Origin of the sequence: Pseudomonas tumuqii, from assembly GCF_013184545.1 — a bacterium.
GTDB classification, from domain to species: Bacteria; Pseudomonadota; Gammaproteobacteria; order Pseudomonadales; family Pseudomonadaceae; genus Aquipseudomonas; species Aquipseudomonas tumuqii.
Map to the genome: position 1 here is coordinate 183,657 of NZ_JAAOJA010000006.1, position 23,577 is coordinate 207,233.

29 protein-coding genes are annotated in these 23,577 nt (G+C 64.7%); 11 read left to right on the forward strand and 18 right to left on the reverse strand.

Annotated features, from left to right (window positions below; translation table 11 throughout):
- Positions 1-27: 27 nt before the first annotated feature.
- The 6 genes from G9C89_RS13355 (at position 28) to G9C89_RS13380 (ending at position 4,536) form a co-directional block, all read left to right on the forward strand.
- Entirely contained in the window at positions 28-405 is a 378-nt protein-coding gene (locus tag G9C89_RS13355) for a DUF423 domain-containing protein (protein ID WP_172148690.1), read from the forward strand.
- Positions 406-556: 151 nt separating this feature from the next.
- The gene (gene thiS / locus G9C89_RS13360; protein WP_172148692.1) at positions 557-757 is read left to right on the forward strand and encodes a sulfur carrier protein ThiS; all 201 of its coding nucleotides are present in this window, start codon (positions 557-559) and stop codon (positions 755-757) included.
- An 18-nt stretch (positions 758-775) separates the two neighbouring features.
- Positions 776-1,570, forward strand: a complete 795-nt coding sequence (locus G9C89_RS13365; protein ID WP_172148694.1) for a thiazole synthase — start codon at positions 776-778, stop codon at positions 1,568-1,570.
- A 181-nt stretch (positions 1,571-1,751) separates the two neighbouring features.
- Entirely contained in the window at positions 1,752-2,471 is a 720-nt protein-coding gene (gene trmB / locus G9C89_RS13370; protein WP_172148696.1) for a tRNA (guanosine(46)-N7)-methyltransferase TrmB, read from the forward strand.
- Between the two features lie 285 nt (positions 2,472-2,756).
- On the forward strand, positions 2,757-4,100 hold the full coding sequence (locus G9C89_RS13375; protein ID WP_172148698.1) for a DUF1329 domain-containing protein: 1,344 nt from the start codon (positions 2,757-2,759) through the stop codon (positions 4,098-4,100).
- 91 nt (positions 4,101-4,191) lie between these two features.
- Entirely contained in the window at positions 4,192-4,536 is a 345-nt protein-coding gene (locus G9C89_RS13380; protein WP_172148700.1) for a DUF3175 domain-containing protein, read from the forward strand.
- Positions 4,537-4,584: 48 nt separating this feature from the next.
- On the opposite strand, the gene G9C89_RS13385 is transcribed toward G9C89_RS13380, so the two are convergent.
- The 11 genes from G9C89_RS13385 to G9C89_RS13435 form a co-directional block, all read right to left on the reverse strand.
- Positions 4,585-4,908: a DUF3392 domain-containing protein gene (locus G9C89_RS13385; protein ID WP_090497987.1), complete on the reverse strand. Its 324-nt coding sequence runs from the start codon at positions 4,906-4,908 to the stop codon at positions 4,585-4,587.
- A gap of 34 nt (positions 4,909-4,942) precedes the next feature.
- On the reverse strand, positions 4,943-6,130 hold the full coding sequence (gene hemW / locus G9C89_RS13390) for a radical SAM family heme chaperone HemW (RefSeq protein ID WP_172148702.1): 1,188 nt from the start codon (positions 6,128-6,130) through the stop codon (positions 4,943-4,945).
- Between the two features lie 5 nt (positions 6,131-6,135).
- Positions 6,136-6,732 (reverse strand): RdgB/HAM1 family non-canonical purine NTP pyrophosphatase, encoded by a 597-nt coding sequence (rdgB, locus tag G9C89_RS13395; RefSeq protein WP_172148704.1) that lies wholly within the window; start codon positions 6,730-6,732, stop codon positions 6,136-6,138.
- Positions 6,732-7,148: a DUF4426 domain-containing protein gene (locus tag G9C89_RS13400; RefSeq protein ID WP_172148706.1), complete on the reverse strand. Its 417-nt coding sequence runs from the start codon at positions 7,146-7,148 to the stop codon at positions 6,732-6,734. Before G9C89_RS13400 ends, rdgB begins: the two co-directional genes overlap by 1 nt.
- Positions 7,149-7,185: 37 nt before the next feature.
- Positions 7,186-7,788, reverse strand: coding sequence for a methionine biosynthesis protein MetW (gene metW, locus G9C89_RS13405; protein ID WP_172148708.1), 603 nt, complete (start codon positions 7,786-7,788; stop codon positions 7,186-7,188).
- Positions 7,789-7,795: 7 nt separating this feature from the next.
- Positions 7,796-8,935: a homoserine O-succinyltransferase MetX gene (gene metX / locus G9C89_RS13410; protein WP_172148710.1), complete on the reverse strand. Its 1,140-nt coding sequence runs from the start codon at positions 8,933-8,935 to the stop codon at positions 7,796-7,798.
- Between the two features lie 91 nt (positions 8,936-9,026).
- Positions 9,027-11,009, reverse strand: a complete 1,983-nt coding sequence (locus G9C89_RS13415) for a dynamin-like GTPase family protein (RefSeq protein ID WP_172148712.1) — start codon at positions 11,007-11,009, stop codon at positions 9,027-9,029.
- A 162-nt stretch (positions 11,010-11,171) separates the two neighbouring features.
- Positions 11,172-11,468: a DUF167 domain-containing protein gene (locus tag G9C89_RS13420; RefSeq protein ID WP_172148714.1), complete on the reverse strand. Its 297-nt coding sequence runs from the start codon at positions 11,466-11,468 to the stop codon at positions 11,172-11,174.
- A 13-nt stretch (positions 11,469-11,481) separates the two neighbouring features.
- Complete coding sequence (locus G9C89_RS13425) at positions 11,482-12,072, reverse strand: YggT family protein (RefSeq protein WP_172148716.1); 591 nt, start codon at positions 12,070-12,072, stop codon at positions 11,482-11,484.
- A gap of 39 nt (positions 12,073-12,111) precedes the next feature.
- A complete protein-coding gene (gene proC, locus G9C89_RS13430) occupies positions 12,112-12,930 on the reverse strand; it encodes a pyrroline-5-carboxylate reductase (RefSeq protein ID WP_172148718.1) in 819 nt (272 codons plus the stop codon).
- 39 nt (positions 12,931-12,969) lie between these two features.
- Positions 12,970-13,650 (reverse strand): YggS family pyridoxal phosphate-dependent enzyme, encoded by a 681-nt coding sequence (locus tag G9C89_RS13435; RefSeq protein ID WP_172148720.1) that lies wholly within the window; start codon positions 13,648-13,650, stop codon positions 12,970-12,972.
- A 54-nt stretch (positions 13,651-13,704) separates the two neighbouring features.
- Here G9C89_RS13435 and G9C89_RS13440 point away from each other — a divergent pair, with 54 nt between their 5' ends.
- The 3 genes from G9C89_RS13440 to G9C89_RS13450 all read left to right on the forward strand — a co-directional run bounded on the left by G9C89_RS13440 (position 13,705) and on the right by G9C89_RS13450 (position 16,504).
- Positions 13,705-14,739 (forward strand): type IV pilus twitching motility protein PilT, encoded by a 1,035-nt coding sequence (locus G9C89_RS13440; protein WP_172148722.1) that lies wholly within the window; start codon positions 13,705-13,707, stop codon positions 14,737-14,739.
- 112 nt (positions 14,740-14,851) lie between these two features.
- Positions 14,852-15,997 carry a PilT/PilU family type 4a pilus ATPase gene (locus G9C89_RS13445; protein ID WP_172148724.1) on the forward strand — a complete coding sequence of 382 codons (1,146 nt, stop codon included), beginning with the start codon at positions 14,852-14,854 and terminating at the stop codon, positions 15,995-15,997.
- A gap of 105 nt (positions 15,998-16,102) precedes the next feature.
- A complete protein-coding gene (locus tag G9C89_RS13450; RefSeq protein WP_172148726.1) occupies positions 16,103-16,504 on the forward strand; it encodes an NINE protein in 402 nt (133 codons plus the stop codon).
- Positions 16,505-16,557: 53 nt separating this feature from the next.
- Here G9C89_RS13450 and G9C89_RS13455 read toward each other — a convergent pair whose 3' ends face one another.
- From G9C89_RS13455 to gshB, 7 genes are all read right to left on the reverse strand, one after another.
- Positions 16,558-17,829 (reverse strand): dihydroorotase, encoded by a 1,272-nt coding sequence (locus G9C89_RS13455; protein ID WP_172148728.1) that lies wholly within the window; start codon positions 17,827-17,829, stop codon positions 16,558-16,560.
- Positions 17,829-18,839 carry an aspartate carbamoyltransferase catalytic subunit gene (locus G9C89_RS13460; RefSeq protein WP_172148730.1) on the reverse strand — a complete coding sequence of 337 codons (1,011 nt, stop codon included), beginning with the start codon at positions 18,837-18,839 and terminating at the stop codon, positions 17,829-17,831. The genes G9C89_RS13455 and G9C89_RS13460 overlap by 1 nt, the downstream gene beginning before the upstream one ends.
- Before the next feature lie 5 nt (positions 18,840-18,844).
- On the reverse strand, positions 18,845-19,357 hold the full coding sequence (gene pyrR / locus G9C89_RS13465) for a bifunctional pyr operon transcriptional regulator/uracil phosphoribosyltransferase PyrR (protein WP_172148732.1): 513 nt from the start codon (positions 19,355-19,357) through the stop codon (positions 18,845-18,847).
- A gap of 82 nt (positions 19,358-19,439) precedes the next feature.
- Positions 19,440-19,877, reverse strand: a complete 438-nt coding sequence (ruvX, locus tag G9C89_RS13470; RefSeq protein ID WP_172148734.1) for a Holliday junction resolvase RuvX — start codon at positions 19,875-19,877, stop codon at positions 19,440-19,442.
- A complete protein-coding gene (locus tag G9C89_RS13475) occupies positions 19,877-20,446 on the reverse strand; it encodes a YqgE/AlgH family protein (RefSeq protein ID WP_172148736.1) in 570 nt (189 codons plus the stop codon). Before G9C89_RS13475 ends, ruvX begins: the two co-directional genes overlap by 1 nt.
- A 96-nt stretch (positions 20,447-20,542) precedes the next feature.
- On the reverse strand, positions 20,543-21,439 hold the full coding sequence (locus G9C89_RS13480) for an energy transducer TonB (protein WP_172148738.1): 897 nt from the start codon (positions 21,437-21,439) through the stop codon (positions 20,543-20,545).
- A gap of 86 nt (positions 21,440-21,525) precedes the next feature.
- Positions 21,526-22,497 carry a glutathione synthase gene (gene gshB, locus G9C89_RS13485; protein WP_172148740.1) on the reverse strand — a complete coding sequence of 324 codons (972 nt, stop codon included), beginning with the start codon at positions 22,495-22,497 and terminating at the stop codon, positions 21,526-21,528.
- 241 nt (positions 22,498-22,738) lie between these two features.
- On the opposite strand from gshB, the gene pilG reads away from it, so the two are divergent.
- Positions 22,739-23,146 carry a twitching motility response regulator PilG gene (gene pilG / locus G9C89_RS13490; protein WP_079203716.1) on the forward strand — a complete coding sequence of 136 codons (408 nt, stop codon included), beginning with the start codon at positions 22,739-22,741 and terminating at the stop codon, positions 23,144-23,146.
- 47 nt (positions 23,147-23,193) lie between these two features.
- Positions 23,194-23,559: a twitching motility response regulator PilH gene (gene pilH, locus G9C89_RS13495; RefSeq protein ID WP_172148743.1), complete on the forward strand. Its 366-nt coding sequence runs from the start codon at positions 23,194-23,196 to the stop codon at positions 23,557-23,559.
- Positions 23,560-23,577 lie beyond the last annotated feature (18 nt).

Sequence of the window (23,577 nt, forward strand, 5' to 3'; positions counted from 1 at the left end):
TCGCAGTTCCCTTGTCTGGAGTGATGCATGGCGCGTCTATGGTTGTTGCTGTCCGCCTTGACCGGCTTTACCGGTGTGGCCCTCGGGGCTTTCGCCGCCCATGGCTTGAAAAGTCGGCTCAGCCCGGAGCACCTGGCGGTGTTCCAGACCGGCAGTCACTACCAGTTGATCCACGCCCTGGCGCTGTTCGGCGTCGCCCTGCTGGCGCTGCAGGCGCCGGGGCGCCTGGTGAATCTGGCCGGTGGCTGTTTCGCCCTGGGCATCCTGTTGTTTTCCGGCAGTTTGTATCTGCTGACCCTCAGTGGCATCGGCGAGCTCGGTATCATCACCCCGTTCGGCGGCCTGGCCTTTCTGGCCGGCTGGCTGTGCCTCGGCCTGACGGCCTGGCGTTTACCCGGCCGCTGATGCTGGCGGCTGGCGTGGCGCACGGCGTTGCCGGTGCCGCTTAACCTGACCCTCACGTCAGAGTGCTGGACGAATGGCATCCTTTGGTCTTGGTCATCGTCCGTGATCGGGCTAGAATGCCCGCCCCCTCCCACGTTGTGACTGTCCCGTTATGCGTATTCAGTTGAACGGTGAATCATTCGAGCTGCCCGACGGCGCCACCGTTGCCGACCTGATCGGCCGTCTGGATTTGACTGAACGCCGGGTAGCGGTTGAGCTCAACCTGGATATAGTGCCGCGCAGCCAGCATGCCGCCACCGCGCTTCGCGACGGTGACCGGGTTGAAGTGGTGCACGCGATTGGTGGCGGTTAATCCGCCCTGGAGTTTGCAATGAGCCAAGTACGTAGCGACAAGCCCTTTACCCTGGCCGGCCGGACCTATCAGTCGCGTCTGCTGGTCGGCACCGGCAAGTACAAGGATCTCGACGAGACCCGTGCGGCCATCGAAGCCTCGGGGGCGGAGATCGTCACGGTCGCCGTGCGCCGCACCAATATCGGTCAGAACCCAGGTGAGCCGAACCTGCTCGACGTGATCCCGCCTTCGCGCTACACCATCCTGCCCAATACCGCCGGCTGCTACGACGCCGACGAGGCCGTGCGCACCTGCCGCCTGGCCCGTGAGCTGCTCGACGGCCACAAACTGGTCAAGCTGGAAGTGCTGGCCGACCAGAAGACCCTGTTCCCCAACGTGATCGAAACCCTCAAGGCCGCCGAAGTGCTGGTCAGGGACGGTTTCGACGTGATGGTCTACACCAGCGACGACCCGATCATCGCCCGCCGGCTGGCCGAGATGGGCTGCATCGCGGTGATGCCGCTGGCCGGCCTGATCGGCACCGGGCTGGGCATCTGCAACCCGTATAACCTGCGCATCATCCTCGAAGAAGCCACCGTACCGGTGCTGGTCGATGCCGGCGTGGGCACCGCGTCCGATGCCACCATCGCCATGGAGCTGGGCTGCGAGGCGGTGCTGATGAACAGCGCCATCGCCCATGCGCAGAACCCGGTGCTGATGGCCGAGGCCATGAAGTACGCGATCGAGGCCGGCCGCCTGGCCTACCTGGCCGGACGCATGCCGAAGAAGCTCTATGCCAGCGCTTCCTCGCCGCTGGACGGCCTGATCCGCTGAACCGAGCATAATCTGCTGCGCGTCGGCCATACGGCGTTAAAAATGGCTTCGGAATGCTCATTTACAGCCGTAAACTCCGCTTCCTCAGCCATTTTTGCCTTGTCTGGCTCTAGCTCGCTAGATCCGAAAGGGCTTTGCACGCTAGTGGCAGACTCAAGACCACCGATTTGAAGAGCCTCCGATGACCGAATCGCACCAACCCTCGGCGGTAGCCGAGGAACAGCGCCAGCACCGCACCATCAAGAGTTTCGTGATGCGCGCCGGGCGCATGACCGAAGGCCAGCAGCGCGGCCTCGACCAGGGCTGGGCCAGGTTCGGCCTGGAGCTGGATGCCGGCGCCGCGGATTTCGATGCGCTATTCGGCCGTAGTGCACCGCGTACCCTGGAAATCGGTTTCGGCATGGGCCAGTCCCTGCTGGAAATGGCGGCGGCGGCGCCCGAGCAGGACTTCATCGGCGTCGAGGTGCATACGCCGGGAGTCGGTGCCTTGCTCAACGGCCTGATGACGCAGAACCTCGGCAACGTGCGGGTCTACAGCTGCGACGCCATGGAAGTGCTGCGCCAGTGCGTGGCCGACGCCAGCCTCGACCGCCTGCTGCTGTTCTTTCCCGATCCCTGGCACAAGTCGCGGCATCACAAGCGCCGTATCGTCCAGCCGGCGTTCGCCGAGCTGGTGCGGCAGAAGCTCAAGATCGGTGGTGTGCTGCACATGGCTACCGACTGGGAGGCCTACGCCGAGTACATGCTGGAAGTGATGAACGTGGCGCCCGGCTACCGCAATCTGGCGGCCGACGGTCGTTGGGTAGCGCGCCCGCCAGAGCGGCCGACCACCAAGTTCGAGCGCCGCGGCGAGCGCCTCGGTCATGGCGTGTGGGACCTGAAGTTCCAGCGCGAGAGCTAGCCGCAAAACAGCTTCAAGCGCTGCCCCGGCAGCGCGACCCGGCTGCACGACAGCCACAGGACGATTGCACAAGATCGGGACCACCCGGCGCCAGGACGGCCCTCACCGCAACACCGAAGCACATCACGCTCGACCCCTTTAACAGGCTGTTGAAAAACTACCTGCGTTGCCGATGCGTCGTTAAAAACAGGCTCGGCTGCCTCGCCTACGTTTTTCAACGGCCTGTTGGGGGCCGGGCACGAAAAAGCAGGGGCGCCAGACGCCCGCTGCGCTGAGGAGTTCGTTGTGTTGAGAGCATGTTCAATTCTGTTGCTGATCGCCGTTACGCTGCAGGCGCAGGCTCAGGTCGAGAGTGTCCAGGCCGCGCGCCTGGGCCAGGATCTCACCCCGCTGGGTGGCGAACGTGGCGGCAACGCCGCCGGTAGCATCCCGCCCTGGCAGGGCGGGCTGGCGCAACCGCCGGCCAATTACCGGCCCGGCATGCACCATCCCGATCCTTACGCCGACGATGCACCGCTGTATCGGGTCGACAGCCACAACCTCGGCCAGCACCAGGCGCAATTGCCGGCAGGCCTGCAGCAGTTGCTGGACAATCATCCGGATTATTTCCTGAGCGTCTATCCAACCCGGCGCAGCGCCGCGGCGCCGCAACGCATCTACGATGCCACCCGCTTCAACGCCCAGAGTGCCGAGCTGATCTCCGGCGGCAACGGCGTCGCCGGTGTCGCCGCGGGAATTCCGTTCCCGCTGCCGCAGAACGGCCAGCAGGCGATCTGGAATCACATCATGCGCTACCGGGGAGAGCAGGTGCGCTTCGTCACCAACCAGGCGGCGGTGCTCGCCAATGGCGACTACAACCTGCTCAAGCTGGAGCGCGACCTGTACTTCCTCTACGGCCGCGCCGGCGTCAGCCCGCAGGATCTGGACAACACCCTGTTCTATTACAAGTACAAGGTGATCGCTCCGGCCATGCTGGCGGGCTCCGCGCTGGTGGTGCAGGAAACCCTCGACCAGGTGTTGGCGATCCGCAAGGTCTGGCGCTACAGCCGCGGCGAACGGCGCGTGCGCCGGCTGCCGATGCTGGCCTACGACACCCTGCGTCCGGACACCGACGGCCTGGTCACCGCCGACGTGGTCGACTCCTACAACGGTGCGCCGGATCGCTATGAATGGCAGCTGCTCGGCAAGCGGGAGATGCTGGTGCCCTACAACAGCTACAAGGTGCACCAGCAGGGGATTGCCTACCAGCGGATCCTCAAGCGCAACACGCTCAACCCCGAACTGCTGCGCTACGAGCTGCACCGCGTGTGGGTGGTTGACGCCGAGCTGCGCAAGGGTTTCCGCCACCCCTATGGCAAGCGGCGTTTCTACCTGGACGAGGACAGCTGGCAGATCCTCGCGGTCGACCTGTACGACCAGCGCGGTGCGCTGGTCGGCCTGCAGGAAAGCCATCCGATCAGCTACTACGAGGTGCCGATGTTCGGCAGCACCCTGGAGAGTCTCTATGACTTGAAGGGTGGCCGCTACTTCGTCGATGGCCTGGACAACAACGAGCCGATGTACGACTTCAACGCCAGGCTCAACCCGCGCGACTTCACCCCGCAGGCGCTGCGCCGCGAAGGTAATTGAGGTCCGGTCACGGCAGAAGACTTTTGAGCGCCCCGGCGAGTGGACTTAAGCTGGCTGGGGTAAACGAAGACTTGGAGGCGGCAGAGATCCGATGGCGACATCTTCGAAATCGCGCGCCCGCCCGGCGAAATACCGCGGCTGGTCGCAGCAGGTGACCCAGACCAGCAGCGCCCTGGATCTGCAGCCTGGCGTCTTCACCTGGGACGACCCGCTGGCCATCGCGGCATCGCTCAAGGCCTCGGCCGAGCGCAGCACCAGGCGCAAGACCACGCCCTTCGCCTCGGCGATGGCGATGCTCAACTTCTACATCAATCGTGCCGGGCGCCAGCTTCCCGAGCAGCGTCGGGCCTGCCTGGAGGCGGCCAAGGACGAGCTGCGGGTGCTGTTCGGCAGGCCGCGCCAGCGCCCCGGGAAGAGCGGTGCCGCGCGGACCTAGGCAAGCTGCACCCGGCTTGCCAATGGTGCGGTCGCCGACGAATGCCGGCTAGCTGCGATCGGCCAGCACGCCGATCAGGAAGAACACCAGCAGCAACACCGGCGCCAGGGTGTAGTTGTTGAAGTGGCCGAGACCCTGGGCCAGCCAGGGGGTGATGAAGACTATCGCCAGGCCGTAGCCGACCGCGCAGACCAGGACGAAGATCAGGGTGCGGAAGAAGAAATTGAGGCCGCCGATCGAGCGCTGCACCCAGGCATTGAGCCCGGGGCCGAACAGGACGAACAGGGTGGCCATGATGGCCAGGGCGATGTCGTACAGGTGGCCGCGGCTCCAGCGCGACAGGGTGGCGATCAGGTCGAATAGCAGATCCAAGCGGGGTCCTTAGCGCAGCGTGGCGCACGGCAGGTCAGGGCAGAAAGTGTTGCAGCAGGTCGTTGAGAAACAGCTGGCCTTCGCGGGTCGCGACCAGGCGGGCCGGCTCGCGCTGCAACAGGCCGCGCTGCTCGGCTTCCGAGCGGGCCGCGGCCAGTAGCGTCAGCGGCAGGCCGGTGCGCTGAGTGAACAGCGTGCTGGCGACGCCGTCCGTGAGGCGCAGCACATTCATCAGAAATTCGAAGGGCAGTTCGTCCGGGCCGAGCAGGCGCTCGCCGGCGCTGAAGGCTTTGCCGGGATCCAGGTAATCCTTGGGCAGGCGGGTTTTCCAGCTGCGCCTGATCACCCCCTGCGGACTGCTGAGCTTGGCGTGGGCGCCGGCGCCGATGCCGAGGAAGTCGCCGAAGCTCCAGTAGTTGAGGTTGTGCCGCGCCGCCTTGCCGGGCTGGGCGTAGGCGGACACTTCGTACTGGGCGTAGCCGTGTTCGGCCAGCAGCGCCTGACCGGCTTCCTGGATGTCCCAGAGAATGTCGTCCTCGGGCAGGCTCGGCGGCTGGCTCCAGAACACCGTGTTCGGCTCCAGGGTCAGCTGGTACCAGGACAGGTGGGTCGGCGCCTGGGCGATGGCGATGCGCAGGTCGCCCAGCGCGTCCTCGATGGACTGCTCGGGCAGGCCGTGCATCAGGTCCAGGTTGAAGTTGTCGAAGCCGGCGGCGCGCGCCATGTCCGCGGCGCGGATGGCCTCGTCACCGTCATGGATGCGGCCCAGGGCCTGGAGCTTGGCGGCCTGGAAGCTCTGCACGCCGATCGACAGGCGATTGATGCCGAGTCCGCGGTAGTCGCGGAACTTGGCCTGCTCGAAGGTGCCGGGGTTGGCTTCCAGGGTGATTTCGATATCGCCGGCGAACGGGATGCGCCGTTCCACGCCTGCCAGCAAACGGCCGAGCGCCGCGGCCGAGAACAGGCTGGGAGTGCCGCCGCCGAAGAAGATCGAGCGCAGCGACCGGCCATGCACCTGGGGCAAGTCCTGGTCGAGGTCGGCGAGCAGAGCGTCGACGTACTCCTGTTCCGGCAGCGTCGGCCCGGCGGCGTGGGAGTTGAAGTCGCAGTACGGGCACTTCTTCACGCACCAGGGGATGTGGATGTACAGCGCCAACGGCGGCAGTTCGAAGCCGCTTTGGCTTTCCTCGCCCTGCGGCAGAGGGGCTGGGGGAGAGAGCATCGGGTTCATGCCAGCCCCAGGCGCTGCTTGAGCAGGGCCATGGCGCGGGCGCGATGGCTGATCCGGTTCTTCTCGGCCGGTGCCAGTTCGGCGCTGGAGCAGTCACGCTCGGCGACCCAGAACAGCGGGTCGTAGCCGAAGCCCTGGGCGCCACGCACGGCATGCAGGATCTGCCCGTGCCAGCGGCCCTCGCAGATGATCGGCAGTGGGTCTTCGGCGTGTCGCAGCAGGGCCAGGCAGCAGACGAACTGGGCGCCGCGCTCGGCATCCGGGACGTCTTTCAGCACCTCGAGCAGTTTGGCGTTGTTCGCCGCATCGCCCCGGCCATCGGCATAGCGCGCCGAGTAGATGCCCGGTGCTCCACCGAGAAAGTCCACCGCCAGGCCGGAATCGTCGGCCAGTGCCGGCAGGCCGGACACCCGCGCCGCATGGCGCGCCTTGAGGATGGCGTTTTCGACGAACGACAGGCCGCTCTCTAGCGGTTCAACGTCGCTGAACTCGCCGATCGAGCGCACGCGCACGGCCGCGCCGAGCATGGCCTGGAGTTCCTTGAGTTTGCCGGTGTTATGGCTGGCCAGTACGAGTTCGCTGAGCGGGATCATCAGTCGGGGAAGAGTTCCTGGTTGAAGTCGAGGCTGTGGGTGGCGCCGCCGTCCGTCTGGATCTTGAGGCTGAAGCGCAGCATCTCCTGCTGTTCGATGGGGAACTGGGCCAGGTAGTAGATGGCTTCGCCTTCGCTCACCTGCTTGAAGCTCAGGCTGCGAACCTGGCCGAGCAGGTTGCGCACCTCGCCGCTGACCACGGCCGCGGCCGGCTGGCCGGCCTTGAGCACCGAGATATTCAGCACGCCCTGCTGCTTGCCACGGCTGAGGCCCGCCGCCGCCGCGATCTCCGGTTGCAGGAAGCTGGAGTTGAAGGCGCTGTAGTGCACATCCAGGTCGCCGAAGCTTTGCTTGCGTTCGGCGAGTGCCGGCAGACTCAGGCACAGGGCGATAAACAGTAGGGCGATGCGACGCATGGTGGTTCTCCTCAGGATGGCCTGGTTGCCGGCGAAATCAGTTGGCGCTCGGCCCGCTGATCCGGTAGATGCCGATCTCACCTAACAGATTAGGCCAAATGCGGCTGGCCCAACCGTGCAGATGGTCGCGATCCACCGCCAGGCGGTTCAATACCCTGGCGTTCTGCGCAAGGCACAGGCGCTCGAAGTCCTCGAAGGTACAGAAGTGGATGTTCGGCGTGTTGTACCAGGTGTAGGGCAGGAAGTCGGACACCGGCATGCGTCCCTTGCTCGCCAGGTACCAGCGGCAACGCCAGTGGGCGAAGTTGGGGAAGGTGATGATGCAGGTCTTGCCGATGCGCAGCATCTCCGCCAGCACCTTGTCCGGGAAGTGCAGGGCCTGCAGCGACTGGGTCATCACCACCACGTCGAAGCTGTTGCTGGCGAAGTTGCCCAGGCCCTTGTCGAGGTTCTGCTCGATGACGTTGACGCCCTTGCCGACGCACTGGGCGATGTTGTCCGGGTCGATCTCCAGGCCATAACCGCTGACCCCTTTGTGCTCGGCCAGCCAGGCGAGCAGCTCGCCATTGCCGCAGCCGAGGTCGAGTACCCGGCTGCCGGCGGGAATCCAGTCTTGGATGATGTCCAGGTCGGCTCTCATGGGCGCCTCATACTGCGATTCGGTTCATATAGCTGCTGAAAGCCTGCAAGTAGCGCGGGATCGGGATCAGGAAGGCGTCGTGGCCCTGCGCCGCGTCGATTTCCAGGTAGCAGACGTTCTTGCGGGCGGCGATCAGGGCGTCGACGATCTCCCGCGAGCGCGCCGGCGAGAAGCGCCAGTCGGTGGTGAAGGACATCACGCAGAAGTCCGCCTGCACCCCGGCCAGGGTCTGGGCCAGGTTGCCGTCGAACGCCGCCGCCGGGTCGAAGTAATCCAGCGCCTTGGTCATCAGCAGGTAGGTGTTGGCGTCGAAGCGCCCGGAAAACTCCTCGCCCTGGTAGCGCAGGTAGCTCTCGACCTGGAACTCGACGCTGTGGAAGTCGTAGTTGAGCTTTTCGCTCTTCAGGCCGCGGCCGAATTTTTCGCCCATGGCATCGTCCGACAGGTAGGTGATGTGGCCGACCATGCGTGCCAGCATCAGGCCACGCTTGGGGATCACCCCGCGCTCCTGGAAGTGCCCGCCGTAGAACTCCGGGTCGGTGAGGATGGCCTGGCGCGCCACCTCGTTGAAGGCAATGTTCTGCGCCGACAGCTTGGGCGCCGAGGCGATCGCCAGGCAGTGGCGGATGCGCTCGGGGTAGCTGATGGCCCACTGCATGGCCTGCATGCCGCCGAGGCTGCCGCCGACCACCGCGGCCCACTGGCCGATGCCGAGGGCGTCGGCCAGGCGCGCCTGGCTGTGCACCCAGTCTTCCACGGTCATCACCGGGAAGTCCGCGCCAAAGGGTTTGCCGGTGGCCGGATTGAGGCTGGAGGGGCCGGTCGAGCCGTTGCAGCCGCCGAGGTTGTTGAGGCTGACGACGAAGAACCTGTTGGTGTCGATCGGCTTGCCGGGGCCGATGCAGCTGTCCCACCAGCCGGGCTTGCGCTCGTCTGCGCTGTGGTAGCCGGCGGCATGGTGATGGCCGGACAGCGCATGGCAGATCAGCACCGCGTTGCTGCGCGCGGCGTTCAGTTCGCCGTAGGTTTCGTAGACCAGTTGGTAGTCGGCCAGGCTGCGCCCGCAGGCGAGCGCCAGGGGTTCGGCGAAATGCAGCACCTGCGGGGTCACCAGGCCAACAGAGTCTTGGGGAAAGGCAGTAGACATCGACCCTGCTCGCGGTAAAGGAAGTGCCGCAGTCTAAAGAGCGCCGCCCCCTGCGGCAAGCGGGCGGGGCGGCGGGAATCGCTGCCGGCGCTTATTCGCCGACGCTGTGCGGGCGCGCCACGCCGGGCAGGTTGACCACCTTGCCCTGGCGCTGGATCGGCGCGGGACGGCGCAGGCTGCGCAGCATCTCGCCGGCCTGGGCCAGTTGCTGTTGCAGCTCGTCGCGGTAGCCGGCCAGTTGCTGGCCGCGCTGACGGGCTTGCTGGGTTTGCTGGGCCAGGGCCTTGAGCCGCAGCATGTGGCTTTCCAGCAGCTGTTTGTGTTCCAGGGTGTGTTGCATCAGCGGCATCAGCGCGTCGCTGGCCCACTGCCCGGCCTCGACCCGCAGGCGCTGGTGCAGGCCGATGACTTCCTGTCCCAGGGTGGCGAAGAAGCGCCTGGTCAGGCTGCGCTGTTCGGTGAGCAGGGTTTTCAGGTGCAGGCGGAACTGGTCGGCCTGGGTCTGCAGCTGTTTGAGTTCGCGCCGGTAGCGTTTGATGTTGAACTGCGGCGCATCGACGCCTTGCAGCGGGTTCTCCTGGTTGTGCCGGCGGTAGATGGCCGCGACCATCGTGTTGGCCATCGCGGCTTCATGCCCCAGGCTGTCCAGGTCATGTTCCACGGCGCGGAAGAAGTGCAGGATCGCCTGGTTGATGCCCAGGGTGGTCCAGCTGCCGGCGAGGTTCTTGCGCACCTTGTTCAGGTGTTCGTCGAGGCGTTCCGCGCGCACGGCGATCTGCAGCAGCTCGCCTTGGCGCTTGAGCAGGCGCTGGTTGGTTTTCAGGCCGAGCAGGCGCTTGTGGTGCTGGCTGTGGTCGTCCTTGGTCTTGGCGGTCAGCTCGAACAGCAACTGGCCGTTGTCGTGCTGATGATTGCTCAGCAGCGCGTGCTGTTCGTTGACCTTGTCCAGGCGCAGGTTGAGCAGATGCTGGCTGCTCTGCAGCAGGGCGAGTACCTGGTTGACCACCCGCTCTTCGATCAGGCGTTCCTTCTGGCTGACGATGCGCTCGCACAGCAGGTCCTCCAGATTGCTCATCTGGCTGCGGGCCAACAGGGCCGGATCCTTGCGCACCTTGGCCAGCAATGCCTGCTTGGCCGACAGCGGCAGCACCTCATCGGGCTGGATGCCGAGTTGCCTGGCCGTGAGGGTCTGGATCTGCGCGATGGCGTTCTGCACGAAGGCTTCGCCGGCCAGGTCGTCCCAGAGGATGTCGATCTTGTTGAGCACGGCGAACAGGCAGGTCTGGGTATCGTCGTCGAGCTGGCGAATATGCTGCTGCCAGACCGCCATGTCGCTGGCGGTCACCCCGGTATCGGCGGACAGCAGGAAGATGATCGCCTGGGCGCTGGGCAGCATCGACAGGGTCAGTTCCGGTTCGCTGCCCAGGGCATTCAGGCCGGGGGTGTCGAGGATTCGCAGGCCCTGGCGCAGCAGTGGGTGGTCGAAGTTGACCAGCGCATGGCGCCAGGCCGGCACCAGCACCTGGCCGGATTTGCCGGTGCTTTCCAGGCTGTCGGGGTGAAAGCCCAGCTGGATGGCCTGCTCCACCGGCATGGCTTTGCTCTTCGCCACCTGGGTGAAGGCCTGGATCATGTTGTCCGGGTCGCTGAGGTCCAGCGGGATGTTCACCCAGTGCCGGGGAATCCGCTTGAACTGGGCGACGCTGGCCTCGGTGGCGCGGGTTTCGATCGGCAGCAGGCGGATGTAGGAGCGTTCCGAGCGGGGGTCGAAGAACAGCTCGGTGGGGCACATGGTGGTGCGCCCGGCCTGGGACGGCAGCATGCGCTGGCCGTATGCGGAGAAGAACAGGCTGTTGATCAGTTCGGTCTTGCCGCGCGAGAACTCGCCGACGAAGGCCAGGGTGATGTGGTCGGTACGCAGCAGTTTGAGGGCGCGTTCGAGTTTGGCGTCCAGCGTCTCGGAGTTGAGCCGGTTGTTCACCAGCCAGCTGCGGTAGCGGGTGATCTGGCGCATCAGCTCGCGCTTCCAGCCGACGTAGGCGTCGACCTGTTGACTGAGACGTTCCATGCTCATCCTGGCGTTCCTCTGGCTAGCGCGGCTGTGGGGCAGTGCTGTTACCGACGCGGGTCTGCCCGGCAGCGCATGGCAGGCGCCGATGCGCTGGGCTGGCGAGCATTATGCGGGGCGTGCAGGGGGTGTCAATTGGCTAGTATTTCGATCCGGCCTGATGGTCGCTCAGGCGGGTCGGGCGGTCAGTTCGAGCACGGCTGGCAGCTGCCGCGGCTGCTTGATGCGCACCCGCTTCTGCCGGCTTTGCTGGCCGCTTTCCAGGCTGACCTGGCTCTTGCTCACGGCAAAGGCGTCGGCGAGAAAGGCCAGCAACCTGGCGTTGGCCTTGCCGTCGACTGGCGGCGCGGTGAGGCGGATCTTCAGCCGCTCACCGTGCAGCCCGGCGAACTCGTCGCTACTGGCCTTGGGCTGCAGGTGGCAGTCGAGGATCAGGTCCTCGCCGTCCCAGCGATAGAAGCTCATCGGGTTCTCACGGTCAGATCGCCAGGCTGAGGCCCTTGAACATGCCGGTCATTACCGCCAGGTTGCGAATCACCAGCATGTCGATCAGGTTGAGGATCAGGAAGGCCACGATCGGCGACAGGTCCAGCCCGCCCAGGCTTGGCAGGATGCGACGGATCGGCGCCAGCAGCGGTTCGCAGATCTGATTGATCAGTTCGGCTGCCGGGTTGTGGCTGCCCTGGGCGACCCAGGACAGGATCACGCTGATGATCAGGGCGAAGAAGAACACCTTGATGAACAGGGCGGTGACGCCAATGATCGACCAGATCAGCAGTTGCAGCGGATTGTCGAGGCCATAGCCCATCAGCAGCAGGACCAGGGCCATGAGCACCAGTTGCACCAGGATCGCCAGCACCAGCGACGCCAGGTCGAGCCCGGCCAAGCTGGGAATGACCTTGCGCAAGGGTTTGAGCAGCGGGTGGGTGGCACGCACGATGAACTGGCTGAGCGGGTTGTAGAAGTCGGCCCTCACCAGTTGCAGGATGAAGCGCAGCAGCACGATCAGCAGGTACAGGCTGCCGATGGTTTGCAGGATATACACCGCTGCGGTACTCAGTCCGATCATTACTTACTCCTTAATGGTCCATTTTTGGGGCCGAGTGGTTTATTGGCCAAGCTGCTCGGCCAGTTCCGCCGAGCGCTGGGCGGCGGCATTCATGGCCTGCTCGACCAGGGTTTCGAAGCCGCCGGCCTGGAAGGTCTTGATGGCCGCTTCGGTGGTGCCGGCCGGCGAGGTGACGCGGCGCCGCAGTTCGCTGGCATCGACATCGCTGCTGGTCGCCATGCGCGCGGCGCCGAGGGCGGTTTGTGTGCTCAGTTGGGCGGCGACCTCGCGGGGCAAGCCGAGTTTTTCCCCAGCGGCGGTCATGGCTTCCATCAGCAGGAAGAAATACGCCGGACCGCTGCCGGAAACGGCGGTGACCGCATCGATCAGCTGTTCTTCGTCCAGCCACAGGACCAGGCCAACCGCGCCCAGCAGCTGTTCGGCCTGCTGGCGCTGCGCCGCCGAAACCAGGCTGTTGGCATACAGGCCGCTGACGCCCTGGCGCAGCAGCGCCGGCGTGTTGGGCATGCAGCGCACGAGTGCACGGGCGCCGAGCCAGTTTTCCAGGCTGGCGCAGCTGATGCCGGCAGCGATGGACACGATCAGTTGACCCGCGCCGAGCTGGCCCGCCAGTTCCAGGCAGACGGCTTTCATCACCTGCGGCTTGACGGCCAGGACGATCACATCGGCGCCCTGAATGGCCTCGACGTTGCTGGCGAAGGTTTCGATGGCGTGTTCGGCGCTGATCTTGGCGCGTTGCTCGGCGCCATGGTCGCTGGCGCGTATGCGGCTGGCGTCGACGCCTTGGGCGCGCAGCCCACCGATCAGGCTGGCGGCCATATTGCCGGCGCCGATAAACGCAATGCGGGGGGAGGTCATAAGAGCTTTCCTTATTTATCGAGTCGAGTAGAGCGGCGCTTAGGAATAGTTGCGCTCGCCAAACAGGGCGGTACCGATGCGCACCCAGGTCGCCCCTTCGGCAATGGCGGCTTCGAGGTCGTGGCTCATGCCCATGGACAGGGTATCGAGGTCCAGGTTCAGCTTGGTTTGCAGTTCAGCCAGGCGGGCAAAGGCGGCCTGTTGCGTCGCGCGGTCGTCGCTGGGTTCGGGAATGGTCATCAATCCACGCAGTTTGAGGTTGGGCAGTTGGGTCACCGCCTGGGCCAATGCCGGCAACTCTTCTGGGCTGCAGCCTGATTTGCTGGCCTCGCCACTGACATTCACCTGCAGGCAGATATTCAGCGCCGGCAGGTGCGGCGGGCGCTGTGCGGACAGGCGCTCGGCGACTTTCAGGCGATCCACCGAATGCACCCAGGCGAAATGCTCGGCGATGGGCCGGGTCTTGTTCGACTGAATGGGGCCGATGAAATGCCAAATCAATGGCAGGTCGCTCAGCTCGAGCTGTTTTTCCAGCGCTTCCTGCAGGTAGTTCTCGCCGAAATCATGCAGGCCGGCGGCATAGGCCTGGCGAATGGCCGCCGCGGGTTTGGTTTTGCTCACCGCGAGCAGGCCAATCGTTGCACAATCTCGCTCCGAGGCTTGCGCCGCCTCACGGATGCGTGCTCCGACCTTTGCAATATTCTCTGCTATCGTGGACATTACTCGCGCCAGCCGCCTAGTGTTCGCGGCATTCTACCGTCATTAGGGAGTCCCATGGATATCACTGAGCTGCTTGCCTTCAGCGCCAAGCAGGGCGCGTCGGACCTGCATCTCTCTGCTGGTCTGCCGCCGATGATTCGGGTCGACGGCGATGTGCGCCGGATCAATTTGCCGGCCCTGGATCACAAGCAGGTGCATGCACTGATCTACGACATCATGAACGACAAGCAGCGCAAGGATTTCGAGGAATTCCTCGAGACCGACTTCTCCTTCGAAGTGCCTGGTGTCGCCCGTTTCCGGGTCAACGCCTTCAATCAGAACCGGGGTGCCGGTGCCGTGTTTCGGACCATTCCGTCCAAGGTGCTGACCATGGAAGACCTCGGCATGGGCGAGGTGTTCCGCAAGATCACCGACGTGCCCAGGGGCCTGGTGCTGGTCACCGGACCAACGGGGTCGGGCAAGTCGACCACCCTGGCGGCGATGCTCGATTACCTCAACAGCACTAAATACCAGCACATCCTGACCATCGAAGACCCGATCGAATTCGTCCACGAGTCGAAGAAGTGCCTGGTCAACCAGCGCGAGGTGCACCGCGACACCCTGGGCTTCTCCGAGGCCCTGCGTTCGGCGCTGCGCGAAGACCCGGACATCATTCTGGTCGGCGAGATGCGCGACCTGGAAACCATCCGCCTGGCGCTGACCGCCGCGGAAACCGGCCACCTGGTGTTCGGCACCCTGCACACCACCTCGGCGGCCAAGACCATCGACCGGGTGGTCGACGTGTTCCCGGCCGAAGAAAAATCCATGGTGCGCTCGATGCTCTCCGAATCCCTGCAGGCGGTGATCTCGCAGACCCTGCTGAAGAAAGTCGGCGGCGGTCGGGTGGCGGCCCATGAAATCATGATCGGCACCCCGGCGATCCGCAACCTGATCCGCGAGGACAAGGTGGCGCAGATGTATTCGTCGATCCAGACCGGCGGCTCGCTGGGCATGCAGACCCTGGATGCCTGCCTGAAAACCCTGGTAGCCAAGGGCCTGGTCACCCGCGACAGTGCGCGGGAAAAATCCAAGACCCCGGAAAACTTCTAATCCTTATATCTGGTCGGCCGCAAGGCTGGCCGAGATCCAGATCGCTGGCGAGGCACGCGCCCCAGCAGCTGGTGGTTGGTCAAGCGCGTGACAGTGATGGGCGAGATAACGCATGGAATTCGAAAAACTGCTGCGCCTGATGGTAGAGAAAGGCGGCTCCGACCTGTTCATCACTGCCGGCGTACCGCCGTCGATGAAGGTCAACGGCAAGATCATGCCGGTGACCAAGAACCCCATGTCGCCCGAGCAAACCCGGGAAACCGTGCACTCGGTGATGAACGAGCAGCAGCGCCGCGACTTCGCCGAGAGCCACGAGTGCAACTTCGCCATCAGCGCCCGTGGCGTCGGTCGCTTCCGCGTCAGTGCCTTCTACCAGCGCAACCTGGCCGGCATGGTGCTGCGCCGCATCGAGACCAACATCCCGACCCTGGATGACCTCAAGCTGCCGGAAATCCTCAAGAAGCTGGCGCTGACCAAGCGTGGCCTGGTGCTGTTCGTCGGCGCCACCGGTACCGGTAAATCCACCTCGCTGGCGGCGATGATCGGCTACCGCAACAAGAACAGCAGCGGCCACATCATCTCCATCGAAGACCCGATCGAGTACATCCACCAGCACCAGAGCTGCATCGTCACCCAGCGCGAAGTCGGCATCGACACCGAGTCCTTCGAGGTGGCGCTGAAGAACACCCTGCGCCAGGCGCCGGACGTGATCCTCATCGGTGAGGTGCGCACCCGCGAGACCATGGACCATGCCGTGGCCTTCGCCGAGACCGGTCACCTGTGCCTGGCCACCCTGCACGCCAACAACGCCAACCAGGCGCTGGACCGGATCATCAACTTCTTCCCGGCCGACCGGCAGAACCAGGTGTGGATGGACCTGTCGCTCAACCTCAAGGCGATCGTCGCCCAGCAGCTGATCCCGACCCCGGACGGCAAGGGGCGCCGCGCGGTGATCGAGGTGCTGATCAATACCCCGCTGGCCGCCGACCTGATCCGCAAGGGCGAGGTGCATGAACTCAAGGCCCTGATGAAGCGCTCCACCGAACTGGGCATGCAGACCTTCGACCAGGCGCTGTACAACCTCTACAGCCAGGGCGAGATCACCTACGAAGATGCGCTGCTCTACGCCGACTCGGCGAACGATTTGCGCCTGCTGATCAAGCTCGGTTCGGAGTCCGATGGCGATCACCTGGCCCACATGAGCGATGGCCTGTCCCTGGAAGTCGCCCCCGAAGACCCGGGCCGGCGTTTCCGCTGAAGTGATTCGATCCAGCCCGCGCTCGCGGGCTTTTTTCAGTAAGCGGTAAACCCTGCGCGGTCTTGCCGGTCTCATTCGTACTATTCAGCAGCGCAGGAGCACGGCATGGACGTAAGAAAGGACACCCATAGCAAGGTCATCGGTTATCTGCTGTGGATCTTCGGTTTTCTCGGTGCGCACCGCTTCTATTACGGCAGGCCAGTCACCGGGACCATCTGGTTTTTTACCCTCGGTTTGCTGTTTATCGGCTGGATCATCGACCTGTTCCTGATCCCGGCGATGGATCGCGAGGCCGATCTGCGCTTCACCGCTGGCGACACCGATTACAACGTCGCCTGGATTCTGCTGACCTTCCTCGGCATTTTCGGGGTACACCGCATGTACCAGGGTAAGTGGATCACCGGGATCCTCTACCTGCTCACCGGTGGCCTGTTCCTGGTTGGCGTGCTCTACGACTTCTGGACGCTGAACGAGCAGATATCGATCAAGAACGCCCAGCGCGGCTGATCGCCAGGCACAAAAAAGCCCGCCAATCGGCGGGCTTTTGCGTTTGGCAGGGATCAGGCCTGGTAGCTGATACGCCCGTCGACCAGGGTGTAGCGCACCGCGCCCGGCAGGCAGTGGCCGATGAACGGGCAGTTGGCGCCTTTGGAGTGCCAGCTTTCCCCGGCCAGGGTCGAGGCCTGCGGGTCGAACAGCAGCAGGTCGGCCGCTGCGCCCACGCTCAGGCGCCCGGCGGGCAGGCGCAGGGCCTGGGCCGGGCCGCTGGACAGGCGCGCGAGCAGGCTCGGCAGATCGAGCAGGCCGTCTTCCACCAGGCTCATGGCCAGCGGCAGCAACAGTTGCACGCTGCTGATGCCCGGTTCGGTGGCGCCGAAGGGGGCCAGCTTGGCATCGCGTTCATGCGGTTGGTGATGGCTGGCGATGGCCGAGATCACTCCGCTCTTCACGGCCGCGCGCAGGCCGTCGCGGTCGGCGCGGGTACGCAGTGGCGGTTGCACGTGATAGAGGCTGGAGAAGTCGCTCAACGCCTCATCGGTGAGGATCAGCTGATACAGCGCCACATCCGCCGTCACCGGCAGACCGCGGGCCTGGGCCTCGGCGATCTGTTGCGCGCCGCGGGCGCTGGTCAGCTGGCTGAAGTGGGCGCGCACGCCACTTTGTTCGACCAGCAGCAGGTCGCGGGCCAGGGCCACGGTTTCGGCAGTTTCCGGGATGCCGGCCAGGCCGAGGAAGCTGGCCGTGGCGCCTTCATGGGCCAGGCCGCCCTCGGCCAGGTCGTGATCCTGGGAGTGGAAGATCACCGTCAGGTCGAAGGTGGCGGCGTATTCCAGGGCGCGGCGCAGGGTACGGGTGCTGCGGAAGGTATCCAGGCCGTCGCCGAAGGCCACGCAGCCGGCGTCGCGCAAAGCGACCAGTTCGGCCAGCTGTTCGCCGGCGAGGTCCTTGCTCAGCGCACCTATGGGGAAGACCTTGGTGTGACCGGCCTCGCGGGCGCGGTCGAGGATCAGTTCGGCCACCGCCGGGGTGTCCAGCACCGGTTTAGTGAAGGGCGGGCAGCACAGGCTGGTGACGCCGCCAGCGGCGGCGGCCAGGGTTTCACTGGCGATGCTGCCCTTGCGGCTGTAACCGGGTTCGCGCAGGGCCACGGACAGGTCGACCAGGCCGGGTGCGGCCACCAGGCCCTGGGCGTTGATGATTTTCTCCGCGACGAAACCGGCCGGGGTCTGGCCGATGGCGATGAGCTTGCCGCCATCGATGAACAGGTCGACGACCTGGTCGAGGTTGCTGCTGGGGTCGATGACGCGGGCGCCAAGGATTGCGGTACGCATCAGTTGGATTCCTCGGCTTCCTGGTTGAGTTGACGCTGGGCATTCTGCCCGCTCATGGCCATCGACAGCACGGCCATGCGCACGGCGATGCCGTAGGTGACCTGGTTGAGGATCACCGATTGCGGGCCATCGGCCACCGCCGACTCGATTTCCACGCCACGGTTGATCGGCCCCGGGTGCATCACCAGGGCATCCGGTTTGGCCAGAGCCAGGCGTTGCTCGGTCAGGCCGAACAGGCGGTAGAACTCGCCCTCGCTGGGCAGCAGGCCGCCAGTCATGCGCTCGCGCTGCAGGCGCAGCATGATCACCACGTCGACGTCCTTGAGCCCGGCGGCGAGGTCGCTGTAGACGGTCACGCCGTATTGCTCGATGCCGACCGGCAGCAGGGTCTTCGGCGCGATCACGCGGATGTCCGGGCAACCGAGGGTCTTCAGCGCCAGCATGTTCGAGCGGGCCACCCGCGAGTGCAGGATATCGCCGACGATCGCCACCGATAGCTTCTCGAAGCCGCCCTTGTGCCGCCTGATCGTCAGCATGTCGAGCATGCCCTGGGTCGGGTGGGCGTGACGGCCGTCGCCGCCGTTGATGATCGCCAGGTTCGGGCAGACGTGTTCGGCGATGAAGTGCGCGGCGCCCGAATCGGCGTGGCGCACCACGAAGATGTCGGCGGCCATGGCCTCGAGGTTGCGCAAGGTGTCGAACAGGGTTTCGCCCTTGCTGGTCGAGGAGGTCGACACATTGAGGGTGATGACGTCGGCGGACAGGCGCTGGGCGGCCAGTTCGAAGGTGGTACGGGTGCGCGTGGAGTTCTCGAAGAACACGTTGCACACGGTCTTGCCGCGCAGCAGCGGGACCTTCTTCACCGACCGGGCGCCGACTTCGAGGAAGGAGTCGGCGGTGTCGAGGATTTCCGTCAGCAGCTCGCGCGGCAGGCCGTCGAGGGAGAGGAAGTGGCGCAGTTGACCTTGGTCATTGAGCTGCAGCGGGCGCTTGGCATCCATGGGAGTCATCGCGATCATTCTCGGTTGGCCAGCATCTGGAGTTCGAGGGTCAGCGGCGTGGGGCCGGACAGCTTGACCCGTTGCCCGGCGGCCAGCGACAGGCTGGCACCGACCACGTCGGGACGAATCGGCAGCTCGTGGGCATTCAGGTCGAGCAGGCAGACCAGGGTCACGCTGGCCGGGCGGCCGTAGTCGAACAGTTCATTGAGCGCGGCGCGGATGGTGCGGCCGCTCATCAGTACGTCGTCGATCAGCACCAGGTGCTGGCCTTCGACCTCGAACGGCAGCTCGGAGGGCTGTACCTGCGGGTGCAGGCCGCTCTGGGTGAAGTCGTCGCGGTAGAAGGCGACGTCGAGGATACCCAGTGGCTCGCTATTGCCCAAGGCCTCGAGCAGCGCCTGGGCGACCCACACGCCGCCGGTGCGGATGCCGATGAAGCGTGGCTCGCTGATCTGCCGCTGATTGAGGTGGCCGATCAGCGCCGCGGCCATTTGCGGCAGCAGCTCGGCAGGGTTGGGTAGGCTCATCGGAAACTCCTTGAGGGCAGGCGCTGCGCCCCGCTCTGAGCGTTGCGCGCCAGGTTGTTACAAGGCTGGGGATCGTGCTGGTTCAAGGCGCGCAGTGCTCCGCCAGCCAGCCTTCGAGCAGCAAGGCGGCGGCCAGGGCATCGACCGGGCGTTCGCGATAGCCACTGTTCTGGCCCTGTTGCAGGCGCTGGCCCTTGGCTTCATAGGTGGTCAGGCGCTCGTCGTGGGTGTGCACGGGCAGGTTGAAGCGGCCGTTGAGACGGCGGGCGAATTTCTCCGCCCGCTCGCTCATCTCGCTCGGGCTGCCGTCCATGTTCAGCGGCAGGCCGACGACGATGGCGTCCGGTTGCCATTCACGCAGCAGTGCTTCGACCTTTTGCCAGTCCGGCACGCCATTCTGCGCCTTGAGGATGCACAGCTCGCGGGCCTGGCCGGTGACCACCTGGCCGACGGCGACGCCGATCTGCTTGCTGCCGTAATCGAAACCCAAGAGCAGGCGCAGCGGCTTGGCCTCGCTCATCAGGCGTGCCCGGCTTGCGAGGTGAGCAGGCTGAGGTTGACGCCCAGGCGCGCGGCGGCGGCGTCCAGGCGCTGATCGAAGGGCAGGTCGAAGAGGATGGCGCTGTCGGCCGGGCAGGTCAGCCAGGCGTTGTCGGCCAGCTCGGTTTCCAGTTGCCCGGCGTCCCAGCCGGCATAGCCGAGGGTGATCAGGTATTTTGCAGGCCCTGTGCCGTCGGCAATCGCGAACAGCACGTCCTGGGAGGTGGACAGGCCCAGCTCACCGAGTTCCAGGGTGGCCTGGAACTGCGGGCCGGCCGGGTGCAGGACGAAACCGCGATCGGTCTGCACCGGGCCGCCGGAGAAAATCGGCAGGTCCTGGCAGGGCACCGGCGGTTGGCTTTCCGGGCGCAGTTGTTCCAGCACATCGGCCAGGCTGAGGCCGTTCGGACGGTTGATCACCAGGCCCATGGCGCCCTGTTCATTGTGTTCGATCAGGTAGATCAGGGTCTGCGCGAAATGCGGATCGGCCATGTGCGGCATGGCAATCAGGAACTGGTGCTTGAGGTAGCTCGGTTTGGCGTCTTTCATGGGCATTAGTTTCAGGCCTGGAGCCAAGAGCTTCAAGCGTCACGCGGCAAGCTGCAAGAAAAAAACCGCGGTGAGCCTGAGCGCTTGTGAAGAGCTTCAGTTACTGGACAGGCGGTCGCCGCGTTCGAAGCGCCAGGTGCGGATGATCTCCAGGCGGTCGATATCGGCCAGATCACCGGTGAACGGGGCATAGGGCGCGGCCAGGCGCACGATGCGCAGGGCGGCCTGGTCGAGCAGTGGCTGGCCGGAGGACTGCAGTACCTGGACTTCGTAGAGGGTGCCGTCGCGGTTGATCGAGACCAGCACCCGCAGGCTGCCGTAAATCTGCTGGCGGCGCGCATCGTCGGGGTAGTTGAGGTTGCCGACCCGCTCAACCTTCTTGCGCCATTCGTCCTTGTACCAGGCGCCCTTGTCGCGCATGGTCGAGGCCGCACTGAGACGGTGGATCTTCGGGCGTTTGGCGTATTGCTGGATGTCGTTGGCCAGATCGGCTTCCAGGCTGGCAATTTCCTCAGAGAGCTGCGCACTGTCGAATACCGGTGCCGGAGGGGCCTTTGCGGTGGGTTTGGCTGCTTCGCGCTTGACCGGGGTCTTTTGCTGTTGCGGGGCGCGGGTCGCTACTGCGGCTTTCGGCGCTTCCTGGCGCACCGCCGGTTGCGGCGGGGCGGCGGGCGGCGTCACGCGCTTGACCTGGGTGTCCTGGAACGGTGCCTGCTCGGTGGTTTTCGGGGCGGCCTTGTGTTCCAGGGTGCCGCTGCCCTGCTGATTGTCCTGGGCGAGGAAGTCGGCTTGTTTCGGCTTTTCCTCGCTCTTGAAGGTCGACAGGGTGATTTCCAGGGTTTTGCTGATCTGGCTGGGCTCGGCCAGGCTGAAGCCCAGGCCGAGAATCAGCGCGGCATGCAGGGCCGCGGCGAGGAACAGGGTAAAGCCCAGCCGATCCGCTGGGCGGACGCCAGCGGCGGGTAGATCGGGTGGGGTGGTGGCTGCGTTCATGCTGTTCGGGTCTGTTCAGGTTGCCGCGCAGTCTGACGGCTTGGAGCCGCCAGCTGCAAGCGACACGCTCGAAGCTGCTACGTGCTTCAAGCTTTCGCCTTGCCCCTCGCGGTGGGCAACTTGCCTTCGATGGCATCCATCAGGCGCTCGCCGATACGGGTGTCGTAGGCGGCGTCTATCTCGCGGATGCAGGTCGGGCTGGTCACGTTGATTTCGGTCAGGTAGTCGCCGATCACGTCCAGGCCGACGAACAGCAGGCCTTTCTCGCGCAGGGTTGGGCCCACGGCTGCGGCGATCTCGCGGTCGCGCTCGGTCAGTGGACGGGCTTCGCCACGGCCGCCGGCGGCCAGGTTGCCACGGGTTTCGCCGTGTGCCGGGATGCGTGCCAGGCAATAGGGTACCGGTTCGCCATCGATCATCAGGATGCGCTTGTCACCTTCGAGGATCGCCGGCAGGTAGCGTTGCGCCATGATCTGCTGTTTGCCGTGGGCGGTAAGGGTCTCGAGAATCACCGAGAGGTTGGGGTCGCCCTCGCAGTGACGAAATATCGAAGATCCGCCCATGCCATCCAGGGGTTTGAGAATGATGTCACGTTGCTCTGTGGCAAACTCGCGCAGAATGTCGGATCGGCGGCTGACCAGGGTTGGCGGCGTGCACTGGGGAAACTGGGTGGCAAACAGCTTCTCGTTGCAGTCGCGCAGGCTCTGCGGGCGGTTGACCACCAGCACGCCGGCTTGCTCGGCCTGCTCCAGCAGGTAGGTGGAATAGACGAATTCGTTATCGAAGGGCGGATCCTTGCGCATCAGGATCACATCCAGTTCGGCCAGCGCGACGTCGCGCTCGGCGCCCAGTTCGAACCAGCGCTCAGGGTCATTGAATACGTTGAGCGGGCACAGGCGGGCACGTGCCTCGCCTTTGGCCTGGTAAAGGTCTTTCTGCTCCATATAGAAGAGCGACCAGCCGCGCGCCTGGGCGGCCAGCAGCATGGCCAGCGAGCTGTCCTTTTTAAAGGCGATCTGGGCGATGGGATCCATGACAATGCCGAGGCGAACGCTCATGGGGGAATTTCTCCGTGAAAGGCAGCAGTTAAAGGGTGTCGGGACGAGCATGTGGCGTCAGGGTGGCGCTGGCCGGGCGGGTGGTCAAGGAAAAAACCTTGCCCTTCCGCGGCTTATAGCTTGCATGGGGAGAGTGTGCTAAAAAGGCCCGACGATTGGGTTGCAGCCCGTCGGTGGTAAGGCCTCAGGCGCACTGATAGAACGCAAAATAACGACTCACCGAGGCGATGGTAGGGCAAACATGGAACAGCATTCCGAGGGTTTGAGGGTGATGGTGATCGACGACTCGAAAACGATTCGTCGTACCGCGGAAACCCTGCTGAAAAAGGTGGGTTGCGAGGTAATTACCGCAGTTGACGGCTTCGATGCCTTGGCAAAGATCGCCGACACCCACCCGAATATTATTTTTGTCGACATCATGATGCCGCGACTCGATGGCTATCAGACCTGTGCCCTGATCAAGAACAACAGTGCTTTCAAGTCCACCCCGGTGATCATGCTGTCTTCCAAGGACGGCTTGTTCGACAAGGCCAAGGGGCGCATCGTTGGCTCCGATCAATATCTGACCAAACCTTTCAGCAAGGAAGAGTTGCTTGGAGCGATCAAGGCCCATGTCCCTAACTTCACCCCGGTGGAACAGGCATCCTGACGTCTGCGCTACAGCTGCAGACGCCTTTTCATGTATTGGGAAACACCATGGCTCGAATTCTGATTGTTGATGACTCGCCGACCGAGATGTACAAACTGACCGCCATGCTGGAAAAAAATGGCCACCAGGTGCTCAAGGCGGAAAATGGCGCGGACGGCGTTGCCCTGGCGCGTCAGGAAAAGCCCGACGCCGTGTTGATGGACATCGTCATGCCGGGCCTCAATGGTTTTCAGGCGACCCGTCAGCTGACCAAGGACGCCGACACCAGCCACATCCCGGTGATCATCGTCACCACCAAGGATCAGGAGACCGACAAGGTCTGGGGCAAGCGCCAAGGCGCCAAGGACTACCTGACCAAGCCGGTTGACGAAGAAACACTGCTGAAGACCTTGAATGCCGTATTGGCTGGTTGATGGCGTGCCAGTAACTCA